This is a genomic window from Paenibacillus sp. B-A-8, from assembly GCF_048572915.1.
Lineage (GTDB): Bacteria > Bacillota > Bacilli > Paenibacillales > Paenibacillaceae > Paenibacillus_AQ.
Map to the genome: position 1 here is coordinate 2,111,088 of NZ_CP183882.1, position 15,595 is coordinate 2,126,682.

At 42.3% G+C, this 15,595-nt stretch carries 5 protein-coding genes; 1 reads left to right on the forward strand and 4 read right to left on the reverse strand.

Annotation, left to right across the window (positions count from 1 at the left end):
- Positions 1 to 9: 9 nt before the first annotated feature.
- From ACN6MV_RS09105 to ACN6MV_RS09115, 3 genes are all read right to left on the reverse strand, one after another.
- The gene (locus tag ACN6MV_RS09105) at positions 10 to 2,328 is read right to left on the reverse strand and encodes a glycoside hydrolase family 65 protein (protein WP_419886192.1); all 2,319 of its coding nucleotides are present in this window, start codon (positions 2,326 to 2,328) and stop codon (positions 10 to 12) included.
- A 301-nt stretch (positions 2,329 to 2,629) separates the two neighbouring features.
- Positions 2,630 to 3,286 (reverse strand): beta-phosphoglucomutase, encoded by a 657-nt coding sequence (pgmB, locus tag ACN6MV_RS09110; protein ID WP_419886193.1) that lies wholly within the window; start codon positions 3,284 to 3,286, stop codon positions 2,630 to 2,632.
- Positions 3,287 to 3,511: 225 nt separating this feature from the next.
- On the reverse strand, positions 3,512 to 4,558 hold the full coding sequence (locus ACN6MV_RS09115; protein ID WP_042186323.1) for a LacI family DNA-binding transcriptional regulator: 1,047 nt from the start codon (positions 4,556 to 4,558) through the stop codon (positions 3,512 to 3,514).
- Positions 4,559 to 5,301: 743 nt separating this feature from the next.
- Here ACN6MV_RS09115 and ACN6MV_RS09120 point away from each other — a divergent pair.
- Complete coding sequence (locus tag ACN6MV_RS09120) at positions 5,302 to 12,834, forward strand: pullulanase (protein WP_419886194.1); 7,533 nt, start codon at positions 5,302 to 5,304, stop codon at positions 12,832 to 12,834.
- A gap of 169 nt (positions 12,835 to 13,003) precedes the next feature.
- Here ACN6MV_RS09120 and ACN6MV_RS09125 read toward each other — a convergent pair whose 3' ends face one another.
- Positions 13,004 to 14,749 carry an alpha-glycosidase gene (locus ACN6MV_RS09125; RefSeq protein ID WP_419886195.1) on the reverse strand — a complete coding sequence of 582 codons (1,746 nt, stop codon included), beginning with the start codon at positions 14,747 to 14,749 and terminating at the stop codon, positions 13,004 to 13,006.
- Between the last annotated feature and the right edge of the window lie 846 nt (positions 14,750 to 15,595).

The following is a 15,595-nucleotide window of genomic DNA, read 5'->3' on the forward strand; positions in this document are numbered from 1 at the left end:
GGTGTCGGTTTATACTGTGACGGAATTGCTATCAGCAGTGATGCTGCTTAGTCCGTTCACGGTATATTCTTTGTCATAGATAGTAATAGAAGCTGGAATATCAGTTTCATTCGTAACCGTAACCTGTGCGTCAGAAACGCTTACTTTTAGACGGGAGCCGCGGAACATGATTTTGAAAGAGTACGCTGTCCAGTGTCCTGGGTTCGATGGGCTTAGAGTCAGTCTGCCATCATGCACGCGTAATCCGCCGAAGCCATGTACGATTGACATCCAAGTACCAGCCATACTGGTGCTGTGTAAGCCGTCTTCGGTATCATTGTTATAGTTATCGAGATCCAGTCTTGAAGTACGCAAGTACATTTCATAAGCCTTATCCTTATATCCTAGTTCGCTGGCTAGAATAGAGTGGATACAAGGGGATAGGGAGGACTCATGAACAGTGATCGGCTCGTAAAAGTCGAAATTCCGCTTTTTGGTATCAAGATCATAACGGTCCCCTAGGAAATATAATCCCTGCAGAACGTCCGCTTGTTTAATGAAGCAAGAACGAAGGATACGATCCCAAGACCATTTTTGGTTTAGTGGCAGGTTCTCAGCTGCCAGATCCTTGACTTGAATAATCTCTTTGTCTAGGAAACCATCTTGCTGCAAGAAGATACCCAGTTCTTCATCCGCAGGATAATACATTTTGGCAATGATATCATTCCATTTTGCGGTTTCGTTCTCTTGTAGTCCTAGTTTGTCAACTAGTTCTGCATAACGCGTGGACTCGTTCTTTTTCAGATAATCCAAGGCTTCTAAGGTATATTCCATTGTCCATGAAGCCATCCGGTTGGTGTACCAGTTATTATTTACGTTATTTTCGTATTCATTAGGTCCCGTTACGCCAAGCATCACGTATTTGTCTTTACGATTTGCATAGTGAACACGTTCTTCCCAGAAGCGGGAGATCTCCACTAGAACTTCAAGGCCATATTGACCAAGATAAGCTTTGTCTCCAGTGTAGTTCACATAGTTATAAATCGCATAAGCAATGGCACCGTTACGGTGAATTTCTTCAAAAGTAATTTCCCACTCATTGTGACACTCTTCACCGTTCATTGTAACCATCGGGTACAATGCGCCTTTTGCGAAACCAAGCTTACGAGCATTCTCCTTAGCCTTCTCCAAATGCTTGTAACGGTAGATCAACAGGTTGCGAGCAATAGAGGAGTCCGCAGTACTGAGATAGAAGGGAACGCAATACGCCTCTGTGTCCCAGTAAGTGCTGCCGCCGTATTTTTCACCTGTAAAGCCTTTAGGTCCGATGTTCAGACGGTCATCTTCACCATTGTAGGTTTGGTTTAGCTGGAAAATATTGAAGCGAATCGCTTGTTGTGCAGAAACGTCACCTTCAATAATGATGTCGCTTTCTTTCCACTTCTCTCTCCAAGCTTCTATTTGTTCTGTCAAAAGGGTTACAAAACCAGCTTCCTTAGCAGCTTGCAGAGCAGTTTGAGCGGCATCGACCAGTTGTCCAAGACCATGATTACGCGAGGTAACATTGGCAACATATTTATAAATGACGATTTGATCGCCAGATTGTACGGATACATTCATTTTGCTGGCTACATATTTCTCTTGTTCAATGGCTTCAGCTTCAGAATTGACCTTCTCACCGTTGACAAGAATATCAAAAGCCATAGCAGAGGTTACATGGAAATCGAGCTTTTTGGTCTTAAGGGTGAGGTGTCCACCTTCAGTGCCAGCTTGCTTCTCAACTTCATTCCAGAATTTCTCGTCGTAGTTGGAATCCTTGTTCTTCACGTCACCGTCGAGATAAGGAGTGATCGTAATCTTGCCTGAGAAATTCACAGGAATGATGGAGTAACGAATAGCACCGATTTCTTGACGAGTCATGCTGACGAATCGGATACTCTCAACTTTAACTTCCTTACCATCTTCGAGTGTGGCAGTGAAACAACGGGAAAGCGTACCTTCCTTCATGTTAAGAACACGACGGAAATCGGAAACCGTACATTTTGCCAGGTCTAAAGAAGTTCCTTCAATGTCGATGTTAATACCGATCCAGTTCGTGCTGTTCAGTACTTTAGCAAAATATTCAGGATAGCCGTTCTTCCACCAGCCGACCCGTGTTTTGTCAGGATAGTACACGCCAGCCATGTAGCTGCCTTGTAGGCTACTTCCACTATATTGCTCTTCAAAATTAGCTCGACCACCCATAAATCCGTTGCCAAGGCTAAATACACTTTCAGAGATTTCTTGTGTCTGTGGATCAAAAGATTCTTCAATAATGGACCATTCATCAATTGTTAAATATTGTTTCACGATAACCGGCTCCTTTAAATATGTTGTGGGGATATATAAAGTGAACTATATCTCTACTTGGGTGCTTGTGAGTCGCTCCGCTGGCGAAAGGTTGTTCCGATCGCTGTTGTCCCCAGATGCTTAAATTTGAAGAGTTAAAGGTGAGCATCTGGGGACAAAGGCGAACGCTACGCTTCTACACAATTCTTTCGCCATCTCCACTTCAAGCGATGCTCTAGATGTAACATATATTTCATTTATAAGTGGAATGCAGCAGGGCGAATCACATTAACACTTTCAGTTGATTAATGTTCGATAGACTTTAAGCAAAAGATTCTTTGAGCTTTGACACACTCATATGAGCGAGCGATGGAACGACGATGTTCGCCGCATTGAGCGTTTCTGGTGAACCAATACCAACACTGAACATTCCAGCACGTGACGCAGCTTCAATTCCTGCTTCTGCATCTTCGAAGACAACACAGTTTTTTGGATCAGCGCCAAGTGCTTTAGCTCCTAAAAGAAAAACTTCCGGATCAGGTTTAGCAGCACTAGTGTGTGTGCCATCGATGATCGCATCAAAGTAAGGGGTCAAACCGGTATTGTTTAATATCGTCATTGCGTTCTTACTAGCAGAACCGAGGGCAACTTTGATGCCATTCTCACGGCACTCTTTCAAAAAATCAAGCGCACCTGGCAAAATCTCTGAGCTATCCATCTTCGCAATATATTCGACATAACGATTATTCTTCTGTTCTGCAAGCTTAGCTTTCTCTTCTTCATCGATAGTTAGTCCGCCGATTTCCAGCAAAATGTTTAGCGAGGCAGTTCTGCTGACTCCTTTAAGGCGTTCGTTATCTTGTTCTGTGAAGAGAAATCCTAATCCATCTGCAAGCTCTTTCCATGCGATATAATGGTATTTGGCAGTATCAACGATAACACCATCCAAATCGAACAAGCAGGCTTTAATTTCCGTCATTGTAGTACCTCCTAAAATTTGTGACAGTATCGTGATCCATTGGGTAATCGTATCTGAATTTGCTTTCAATTCGTATAAGTCTTTGCTAAAGATGTTAAGTTTATCTTAACCTCAGATTCGAATATTCACCCTGAAAAGAACTGGATCAAGAAGTTTTAGTAATTTAGCGCAAACGTTTGTACAGATTTTCAAAAAATAAATGAAGCGTTTGATCGCTTCACTTATTCATTCGGTTTTGTTCTTAGCATGAGAGTACATGGATGACTCTCTCACGATCAATCGATGTGGAATAACAAATCGGTTTGTATAACCAGCATCGTGATTCGGACTCTTGATATTCTGGATAAGTACCTGAGATGCAGTGTATCCAAGATGGTAAATTCCAATATCAATACTACTGATCGGAGGACTGGATAATTCAGATAATGGAATATTGTTAAAGCTCACAATAGCGAGATCGTCAGGCACTTTGTATTTCAGTTCATTCAATCCGCGTAAAATTCCGAACGATACCATATCATCCACTGCAACTAGTGCAGTAGGCCGATTAGGCAAATTCATGAAAAAAGACATCGCTCTATATCCGCTATCCTGTAGAAATTCACCTTCTACAATCCATTCATCACGCATTTCAAGACCGCTATTCAGCAATGCTTTACGGTATCCTGCGAGACGATCGCGAGAAACAATTAGATTCGGCGGTCCACTTACGAAGCCAATACGTTCATGACCCATCGAAATGAGGTGGTTTGTAGCATCATATGCTGCCATCACATTATCGTTATCGACAGATAAAATATTCTCATATCGATCACTTCGGCCTACCAGCACGAATGGATAATCGTTACTCTCAAGAAAATCAATAACAGCATCATCCGTACGAGAGTACAGGAGAATAACACCATCTACCCGACGACCCTTTAGAAGTCTTGAAACGGCTTCCAATTCTTCCTTCTCGTTTGCTCCTGAGCTAATTAGCACATCGTAGCCGGAACGGCTAGCTTGTGTAACGATCCCCCGGATTAATTCCATAAAAAATAGATTTGAGAACAGCTCTTCAGCTGGTTTAGGAAGACTGAAGCATATGCTGTTTGTAGTTTTCGACACTAGACTCTTAGCCATCATGTTAGGTGTATAGCCCATATCTTCCATAATAGCTTTGACCTTGCGGGAAGTTTCCAGGCTGATTCTGGGGTGATTGGACAATACCCGGGATACCGTGGAGGGAGATACTCCCGCTTTCTTGGCCACATCCTTAATGGTAACTGTCATAGAAACCTCCTTATGGAACCGTTTGCTTTACACAGTAATATTAATCTAAGAGTTCTAAATTGTAAATAGATAAAGTCATTTGGAAGGGCAATATTGCTACTTTTGGAAAGAGTATTAGAAATTTATGTGTAAAATTGTTTGTTTTCACCAAAAAAGTATGAATGATTTAGCAAGATTGATCTTAATATGTATAAAAGATATCCAATTCCTTCGAAAAGAGCATTTCGTAAATGCAAACGTGTGGCTTAAATTTTTTGGAGCAATTTGATTCGAGGAATGGAATTAGAGAGACATTCAAAAAATGGATAAATCCTAAATGGGATTATCAGGTTTATTTTTCTTTATTTTTACTTTTATTATAATTTGAGTTCGTTCAATACATAAAAATACTGGTTGACAATACCATAAATACAGCATTAGTATGTAAATCAAAATATAGCAAGCGTTTACATTGGCTGAATTTGGGTCAGAATGCGGTGTACTAAAGAATGAGATTTATGTACTTAGGTTTGTGCACGACTTATTGCAAACGTTTGCACTGATTTCGTGTAATTTTGATGATCTTTTACTTTGATAAGGATGGTGATGCCGTTAATCCGGTTTGACGAGCCGTACACATAGACCTTCTCCAACTACAGAAGGAAGACGCATGATTTCATAACCTCAAAATAAATGGCGGGGTTCGAGAAATTATGTATCCGCTTGCAAAAAGGTAATTTCATAATCATGGGAGGTTTTACAGAATGAAAATAACTTTATGGGGTAAGAGGACGTTCGCGATCTTCATGATCGTTGCTCTCGTGTTCTCCAGTCTTGGATTACACCCAGCTAGTGTTTCTGCAGAAACGACAAAGGTAGTTTTAGTCGGTGATTTGCAGTCAGAGTTAACACCCTCTGGGGCGGAAACTCCCAGCAAGGATTGGGATGAGAAATCAGTAGTCACCCAAATGACCTACTCAGATAATGGTCTATATTCTTTTACTGGGACTCTGCCAGCGGGAGAATATAATTACAAGGTTACTCTGAATGATAGTTGGGATGAGAACTATGGATTTGCAAAGTATACAAACCCTCAAGGGAAAAATGATGGAGAGAATATCCACATAAAGTTAGAAGAAGAAACGACTGTAACCTTTTATTATAATGACATCACTCATAAAATAGCTGATTCTACGTACTACACGCCAATTGCTGCGGATAAGCTGCCAAGATTGACAGGAAGCCTGCCAGCAGAGGCATTGTCCACGTTATCAGACCCTGATTTTGATGGAGTGTACAGTACAGTTGTTAGTCTGCCGCAGGGAGATTACACATATAAGGTTTCCGTTCCGGGAGCCACAGAAGCAGAGGATATGTCTTATCCAGAAAGCGATCTTACTTTGAACCTTCCGCTAGATCTTCAGGTAACCTTCAAGTACAACACTGGAGATCATAGTGTAACTGCAGAATATAAAATTCCTTCGGGACCTGTAGAGGTTACACCTGTTCCAGCAGGGAACATCCGTGTTCACTACAAAGCTAGTGATTACTCTGATAAGGGATTGTGGCTATGGGGTGATGTTGTAAGCCCTTCTGTTGATTGGGCTATGGGTGCGACCCCTTTTCCTGATGGACAAATGGATTCCTATGGAGCATATGTTGATGTGCCGATTAAGGATGGAGCTCAGAAGATCTCATTCATCGCGCTTAAGCGTGCAAGTGGGGAGAAAGACGGAGGAGACAAGAACTTCTCGATTAGTACTCCACAAACTAATGAAGTATGGATCACAGAAGGCTCTGATGTAGTTACGCCTTATGAACCGGTTAAGCTTCCGGCGAATACTGTTCGGATCCACTATATGAGATCTGATACTAATCATGATCAGTATGGATTATGGCTATGGGATGACGTGTCCACACCTTCGGATACACTTGGTTCTTGGCCGACTCCTGCGACTCCTTTCAAAGTGGATCAAAAGGATAATTTCGGTGCTTATGTCGATGTCCCACTCATAGAGGGTGCCAAGAAAATCGGTTTTATTGTAATGAAGCCTTCGAACGGAGATAAAGACGGGGACAATAAAACCTTCAGCCTGTTAGATCGTTATAATCAGCTATGGGTTAAAGAAGGAGACAACAATGTATATGTTTCTCCGTTTGGTGAAACACCTATCGGTTTAGTTTCCGCAGAAGTGTTATCGACGAGCAAAATCCTTCTAGGCTTCACGTTAACCGACGGCTTGGATGCAGCAGCATTAAAGAATGAGATTACCGTTAAAGATAAAGACGGTGTTGCTATTCCTGTGTCTGCTGTAACCATAACAAGCAAAACTTCAATCGAAGTCGATACAAAAGACTTTGATATGAATAAAGTTCCGCTTAGCGTTACTTATTCAGGAAAAACGGTCTCAGCTGTTAGTGGTTGGAGAATGCTTGATGAAATGTACAATTATACAGGAGATGATCTAGGGGCTACGTATAACGCTGACAAAACAGCCACGTTAAAATTGTGGGCACCTAAAGCTAGCTCGGTTGTCGTCAATGTGTACGATAAGAATGACTCCAACGTGCTCGTGGGTAGTGTTGACTTAACGAGCGGTGAGCAAGGGGTCTGGTCGGTCAATTTGAAGCCGACTGATCTAACAAAAACTAATGCAACCGATGTAAGAGGATTCTTTTATCAATATGAAGTGACGAATGACGGTGTAACCAATAAGGTCCTTGATCCTTATGCTAAATCAATGGCGGTTTTTACAGTGGACACCACGGGTGCTGCTGGTGCTGGCGGGGATACAGTCGGTAAAGCGGCTATCGTTGATTTAAGCCAGACGAACCCGGATAACTTTGGTTATGCAGATATTAAAGGCTACGAAAAACGTGAGGATGCAATCATTTATGAAGTCCACGTCAGAGACTTTACATCCGATGTATCGATCGAAGATAGTCTGAGTGGCGAAAGATGGGGCTCTTATAGCGCTTTTGAAAAGAAGCTCGATTATATTAAATCTCTCGGTGTAACTCATATTCAATTACTTCCTGTAATGGCTTGGTATTACGGGGATGAGACGAAGATGGGGACTAGAGAAACAGAATATTCCGCTAAAAACAATGAATACAACTGGGGATATGATCCTCACAACTACTTCTCTCCAGACGGTGCTTATTCTCAGAATCCTGCCGATCCTGAAGAGCGGATTGAAGAATTAAAAGGTTTGATAGACGCCGTACATGAAGCTGGAATGGGTGTCATTCTGGATGTAGTGTACACACATATGGCTAAAAAAGAATTTTTAAACGACATCGTTCCTAATTACTACGCGTTCCAAGATGCAAACGGTAACTTTATCGGAGGTTTCGGAAACAATCTGGCCACCAACCATAAAATGGCTGAGAAACTGATGGTAGATTCCGTGAAATATTGGTTTGAAGAGTACAAGATAGATGGAATGCGCTGGGACATGATGGGCGATGCGACAGCAGAGGCTGTGCAGCATGCTTATGACGCCGCGGCAGCAATAAATCCGAAGGCTCTCTTTATCGGTGAAGGCTGGAGAACATTCGGTGGCGCCGCAGCCGATCCTTCCCTTGCTGGAAAAGGTGCAGATCAGGACTGGATGGATAAAACGGATAGCGTCGGTGTTTTCTCTGATGAATTCCGTAATGAATTGAAATCTGGTTATGGTTCCGAAGGTCAACCTAGATTTATCACAGGTGGAGCGCGTCCAATAGCGACAATCTTTAACAATATTAAAGCGGAGCCATCAAACACACCTGCCGATGATCCAGGTGATATCGTTCCGTACATCGAAGCTCATGATAACCTGACGCTGCATGATGTCATTGCACAAACAATCAAGAAAGATCCTGCAATTGCGGAGAATGAGCTTGAAATCCAGAAACGGATCAGACTTGGAAACATGCTTGTTCTAACCTCCCAAGGTACAGCCTTCATTCATGCGGGTCAAGAATATGGGCGTACCAAACAGTGGAATGGAACCACGGTTCCTCAGGATAAATACACTGAAATGTTTGATAGTGAAGGCAAATCATTCGGATATTTTATTCATGATTCGTATGATTCTTCGGATGCGGTCAACATGTTTGATTGGACCAAAGCAACGGATGAATCACAATTCCCAGTACAGAACACGACAAGAAAATATACGTCAGGTCTGATGGAATTAAGAAAGTCTACGGATGCATTCCGATTGGGCGACAAGGATCTGGTTGATTCCAATGTTAACCTAATTCCTGCTCCAGAAATGAAGACTGATGATCTTGTCATTGGCTATTCAAACAAAGCTACTGATGGCACAGGTATCTATTATGTCTTCATGAATGGCGATAGCACAGAAAGAACTCTGACTTTATCGGAGGATTTGACGAGTGGTCAGGTGCTTGTTGACAATGATGAAGCTGGTGTTACTGCGGTTAGTCAACAGAGTGGTTTCATTTTAAATGCTAATTCAATCAAGCTTGATCCTTTGACTGCAGTGATTATCAAAATGGAAGCTGAAGCCGCTACGCTTACTTCTATAGAGACCGATAGTGCGAGCTATACGCTGGCAGCAGGCAAAACGCATCAAACAGCTGTTTTTGCGAAGTACGACGACAACAGCAGAAGAAATGTTACGCAATTGGCTACTTACACTTCCAATAAGCCTGAAGTGGCTACAGTAACCAATAAAGGTCAAGTGAAGGCAATTGGTAATGGAACAGCTGTAATTACCATCACTTATGGCGGTATTTCTACAACCGTTACAGTTAAGGTTACGGATAAGAGATATGTTCTGTTCAATTATACCCGTAGTGATAAGGATTATAAGGATTGGAACATCTGGGTCTGGAATACAGGAGTGAAAAATGATCAGATTGATTTTACAACCTTTAAGAATGGCACAGCGAGTGTTTTGATTGAGGTTGCTGAGAATGCGACAAGTGTAGGGTTCGTCATTCGTAAAGGTGAAGGGGATGATCCTTGGAAGTATAAGGATGCCTACGGGGATGATCGAATCATTCCGCTGACGCCGGGTGAATTATTCACTAAAGTGAACGTTACTAGCGGGGTGAAGGAGTTTGATATCAAACCAAGTATTAGCGGTCCTATCCTTAAGGATGGAACGATTACTTTTAGATATCGCGATGATGCCTTGTTCCGTAATGGAAATATGGATGCGATCACAGCTGCAAAAGTAAAAGTGAATGGAAAAACATATCCAATGGTTTATGATTCCGCTAACGAGTGGTTCACTTACACGTTGACTGATTTAGTAGAAGGTACGTATAAGTATACGTTCTTGATCACGAAAAACGGAATCACTACTGAATTTACAGATCCTAAGAATACAGTGAATGATGAATCTATTGTTGTGTATCATATTCCTGACGTTAAGATTACGACATCCGTGAATCCGGAAGCAGTTACATCTAATCAGAATGCGGTTGTAACCATCAATGTAGTGACTTCAGAAGAGGTAACATATTCAGAGGGATACATGGATTTAACCAATCTTGGTGGACCAAGCAAAGTTAAGCTGGATACGGGGCTGATGAAACAGACAGTTGCTGTGAAGGACACGGTGTCAGCGGGGATCAAAAATATTCCGATTACGCTCGTGGACCAGTACGGAAATGCACATAAAGAAAATGCTAAACTCGAGGTAAAAGCGAGAACCTACACAGGTGATAAGCTGGATTTTGATTGGGATGAGGCTCGTATATACTTCGCGCTTACAGACCGCTTCAAAGACGGAGATCCAACAAATAATGAGAATGTAGATAAAGATCAACTGGAAGCATACCACGGTGGTGATTTCCGAGGAATGATCGACAATCTCGATTATTTGCAAGAACTTGGTATTAACACGCTTTGGATTACGCCAATTGTAGATAATATTGATTTTAATAAAGGTGATGGCTTCAAACAATACGGATATCATGGCTATTGGGCCAAGGACTTTACAAAGCTCGACGAGCATCTTGGTGATATGGAAACCTTCAAGGAATTGATCGAAAAGGCACATGACAAGGGCATCAAGATCATGGTCGACGTTGTACTCAATCATACGGGCTACGGTTTAAAGGCTGAGGATAAAGAGCCGACGATTACAGCTGAGGATAAAGCACGTTTTGAAGGAATGCTTCGTACGGATGGTGTATCCGCGGATACAGATCCAATCAAAGGTGAGCTTGCAGGCTTGCCGGATTTCAAAACGGAAGATCCAGCCGTTCGTGAAAAAATTATCGCTTGGCAAACAGGGTGGCTAGATAACGCTCGGACGGAACGTGGAGATACGATTGACTATTTCCGTGTGGATACAGTCAAACATGTAGAAGATACAACTTGGAAAGCATTTAAAAATGCACTGACTTCAATTGATCCAAACTTCAAAATGACCGGTGAATACTTTGGCGGAACCATTGATAGCAATGGTGGAATGCTCGAAACAGGCCAGATGGATGGACTGCTTGATTTTGGATTTAATGATGCTGCGAAAGACTTTACTGATGGTAAAGTTAACAGTGTTGATTCCTATTTGCAGGAACGAGAGTTAAAGATTGATAACACGAAGATGATGGCTCAATTCCTGAGTAGTCATGATGAGGATGGCTTCTTGTCTAATTATGTGGATGGAGATAAAGGCAAGCTGAAAATCGCAGCCGCTCTGCAAATCACAGCCAAGGGACAGCCAGTCATTTACTACGGAGAAGAACTGGGGAAATCGGGCAAAAATGCAGGAGACATGTCTAAAGGTGAGTTCAGTGAGAACCGTAAAGATATGCCTTGGGATCAGTTGACTGCAGAAAAGCCACTTCATGATCATTATCAGAAGCTGTTGAATATCCGTGCAAAATACTCCAAAGTGTATTCCAAAGGTACGCGCACGAAGCTGGCAGGTTCAGATGATTTAGGTTATTTAGCCTTCAATAAGTCTTACGATAATGAGAACGTCGTGACGGTTATTAACACTAAGACAAGTGAGGAATCCGCAACGATTCCAGTACCGTTTCCTGCCAATTCATCTGTAAAGGATGAGTACAGCGGTAAAACATACACGGTATCCGAAGATCAAAAAGTAATCATTGATCTACCAAGTAGAGATGATGGGGGTACGGTTATTCTAGCTGCTGTATCTAAAGTGACACCAACACCAACCTCAGGTGGTGCTGTAGTTAGCCCAACAACTCCTGCTGATATGCAAGTTGTCAGTGAGGACAGTTTGAAGAATGGTAAAGATGGAAAGGTGCAAATCGATATTGCTGCAGGTAAGACAGCGGTATTGTTACCGTTGCAAGCAGCAAAAACATTGGGATCTAATGATCTAGTATTTAAAGTGGGGGATCTATTAGTTACTATCCCTAACAAACTGTTAAGCACAATACCAAGTTTAGCTTCAGGTGTGGATGCGGAAGGTGCTCAAATCCTGTTGGAGCTGAAACCATTGGTCCAGTCTGCTACAAAAGCATTAGTCGATGGTTTAAACAAAGAGGTGGGGACCGTAACTTCGCTTTCCGATGTGTTTGAACTGAGACTTAGCATTCTGAAGAAAGATGGTACCCGGATTGTAGTTAAGAAGTTCGATGAGCCAATCACGATATCGTTTAAGATTAAAGGTCAATCGAATAAAGATCTATTGGGGATTTACTATTTAGGCGATAATGGCGAGCTTGAGTACGTAGGTGGACAGCTGAATGGAGACGTGATATCTACACAAGTCACGCACTTTAGTAAATATGCCGTACTTGAGATTGTGAAGTCGTTTAAGGATGTTCCAACTACTTATTGGGCATTCCATGCGATTCAGTCTCTTGCTGCAAAACAAATTGTTTCAGGGGTTACGACAACCGAATTTAATCCGAAGAGCAATGTTAGTCGTGCGGAATTTACCGCATTACTAGTTCGTGCACTTGGTTTAAATGCGGAAGGGCCGGTTCAATTTACTGATATCAAGTCAGATGCATGGTATTCATCATACGTAGCAACAGCTTCTAAGCTGGGCATTGTTAGTGGTCGAAGCAAGGATACTTTTGCGCCGAATGCTTCCATTACCCGTGAGGAAATGGCTATCATGGTGATCCGTGCGCTTGAAGTGAAGTCTGGTAAGAAGATCGAACCAGCAGTGGGTGTCACGACATTTGCAGATGCATCTAGCATTAGCAAGTGGGCAGATAGCTACGTGAAGACAGCAGCAGGTCTAGGGCTTCTCCAAGGCAGAGAGAACAATCAATTTGCTCCAAAAGGATGGATGACCCGCGCCGAAAGCGCACAGATTATTTATACGCTACTGAGCAAGTAAAACTGGACTTCGGTGTGCTGATTGTTAGTGCACCGAAGTATTAGTAGTTGGCTAGTAATGTGAAAGTCATTCTTAGTAATCTCTAATAGAAAACAGGGTATCCCACAGCTATCATAGCTAGTGAGATACCCTGTTTTGTTATGTTTTATACTGCCAAAGGAATTTAAATCTAGTTGATTGCTTTAAGTATAGCGAAACCATAAGCAGGCATCTTCACGTTCAGCTTGCCACGCTCAGCACGCACTGTATCGGCCGTGAACAAGTTCTCCCAATTTCGCTCGTCTACGTCAATACGGAACGTTTGAGCGGTCTCTTCGCTATTGATCAGTACAACTATAGTCTCAAGATCCAATCGGCGCTCGTAGGCTATCTTACTGCCTTGTCGACCTGCCTCTAAGAAAGTAAATGTCCCCGTACGAAGTGCAGGTTGCTCATTGCGGATTTGAATGAGCTGACGGTAGAATTCGAACAGATCACGATCCTGCTTCTCAGGGTTCCACTCCATGCATTTACGACAACCTGGATCACCTTCACCGTCCATTCCGAACTCGTCGCCATAATAGATACAAGGAGTACCCATAAAGGTGAACTGGAATAGTGCAGCTAATCGCATTTTATTTTTGTCCCCAGCAGCCAGCGTGAGTAAGCGTGGAGTGTCATGACTATCTAACAGATTGAAGGCAACTTCACTTGCTTGCAGTGGGTAGCGCGATAACTGTCTACCAATAGAGTTGGCAAACCCCTCTGCATCAAGGTTACCATGAACAAAAAAGTCTAAGACAGCATCAGTGAAGGGATAGTTCATGACGGCATCGAATTTATCACCCTCCAGCCACGGAGCAGACTCATGCCAGATTTCTCCAAGGATGTAGGCCTCCGGATTAGCGCGCTTTACCACCTTGCGGAATTCACGCCAGAAATCATGATCTACTTCATTGGCTACGTCAAGGCGCCAACCATCGATTCCAACTTCTGTAATCCAGAATTCAGCGACCTTCAGTAAGTACTCTTTAACTTCAGGATGTTCGGTATTAAGCTTTGGCATATGTGGTTCAAAGGCAAAAGTATCATAAGTAGGAATCCCGTTTACAACTTGAAGCGGAAACTCACGAATATGGAACCAGTCTTTGTAAATGGAGTCTTCTCCCTTTTCCTGAACATCCAAAAACGGAGCGAAGGTTCCACCAGAGTGGTTGAATACAGCGTCTAACAGCACACGAATTCCACGTTTGTGGCAGAGGTCGACGAGTTTTTTTAACGTCGCAATATCCCCGAAATGCGGGTCGACCTTCATGTAATCTTCTGTATCGTATTTATGATTAGTAGTTGCTGTGAAGAGTGGTGTGAAATAAATAGCGTTGATGCCAAGCTCGTTAAGATGATCCAGATGATCAATAACCCCTTGCAGGTCGCCGCCAAAAAAGTTGGTTGGTGTTGGTTCTGCTCCCCATGGCTGAACATCTTTTGGATCAAGGCTAGGGTCGCCATTTGCAAAGCGTTCAGGGAAGATCTGATAGAAAACAGCATCCTTTACCCAGGCAGGTGGAGTGAATACATCAACGGGGTTAATAAATGGGAACTCGAACAGCTTGTTTGGATTTTCTGGACGGTTCGTTTGAAAATCATTTTCGGTCATCCAAATTTTCTCATTATCCTTTTGCAGTAAGAATCCGTATTTCAATCTACGATAGATGGGAACAGAGGCACATTCCCAATAATCGAACATAGCATCAGAGGTGAAGAGGGTCATGGGAATTAGCTCTTTTGTGGTATCCCAAGTGTATTTATCTCCTGCAAAAGCAAATACTTCTGTTAAATCTCCTTTTTTAGCGCGGAGACGCAAATGAATCGTGCTCTCATTATAGGCGTAAGACCAATTTAACCGCGGGCGATGGTACACAGCTTCCAGTAACATGAATAAGTCCTCCTAAAGTTTTGTAAGCGATACTTCCCTGAACAGCTTCGGCAAAACCACTTCGAAAGCATACGCTTAGTTTTGTAAGCGATACTTCCCTGACCAGCTTCGGCAAAACTACTTCGAAAGCATACACTTAGTTTTGTAAGCGATACTTCCCTGACCAGCTTCGGCAAAATTACCTCGAAAGCATACGCTTAAGTTTTGTGAGCGATACTTTCCCGAACAATTCACCACAGCGCGTGGGGTTTAGAATGTCGCTATTGTTATGGTTGCACAGTTTTTTATGCAACATGCGCAAATGATGAAGCAAACTTGTACATAACAAAGAGGCACAACCGCCGCGAAGTAGCTTGTCCGAGGTTGTACCTTTCATAAGTAACATTGCCTTTTAATTATATAGAACAGGAGGCAGACAATAGATGCAATGATTCGTGTTGGATAGCCTCTTAACGATTTGGATTATAGCATGGAATAAAAGGGCTTTCAATACTCTTGTTCAAACCATTGCACAAATTTTCACTTGAGTATATGTGCATTTCTACTGCCTGAAAATTGTAAATCTATTGGAAAAGTGAATTTGTGGCATATCAGGGGCAAATAAAATAGCAATTCCATTTTTAAACACATGAATAATCGATTAATTAAGAGGTATCATGTGAAAAATGGAGATAAATGCCTATATAGTTTATAAATTAATGGAAAATGGTCAAATATGGTATGTGCAAACGTTTTTAAAAACAAACGATACTGTTGTATGATGTATTCATGAATGAAGCGCTTTCTTGCACTGCCAAATGCAGCTTTAGAAGGAGCGAGCTAAAAGAACAACTTTTTTTTTAGCTT

Bases quoted from the DNA above. Each gene is read 5' to 3' on its own strand.
- pgmB (WP_419886193.1), bottom strand. From the start codon at position 3,286: ATGACGGAAATTAAAGCCTGCTTGTTCGATTTGGATGGTGTTATCGTT.
- ACN6MV_RS09115 (WP_042186323.1), bottom strand. From the start codon at position 4,558: ATGACAGTTACCATTAAGGATGTGGCCAAGAAAGCGGGAGTATCTCCC.
- ACN6MV_RS09120 (WP_419886194.1), top strand. From the start codon at position 5,302: ATGAAAATAACTTTATGGGGTAAGAGGACGTTCGCGATCTTCATGATC.
- ACN6MV_RS09125 (WP_419886195.1), bottom strand. From the start codon at position 14,749: ATGTTACTGGAAGCTGTGTACCATCGCCCGCGGTTAAATTGGTCTTAC.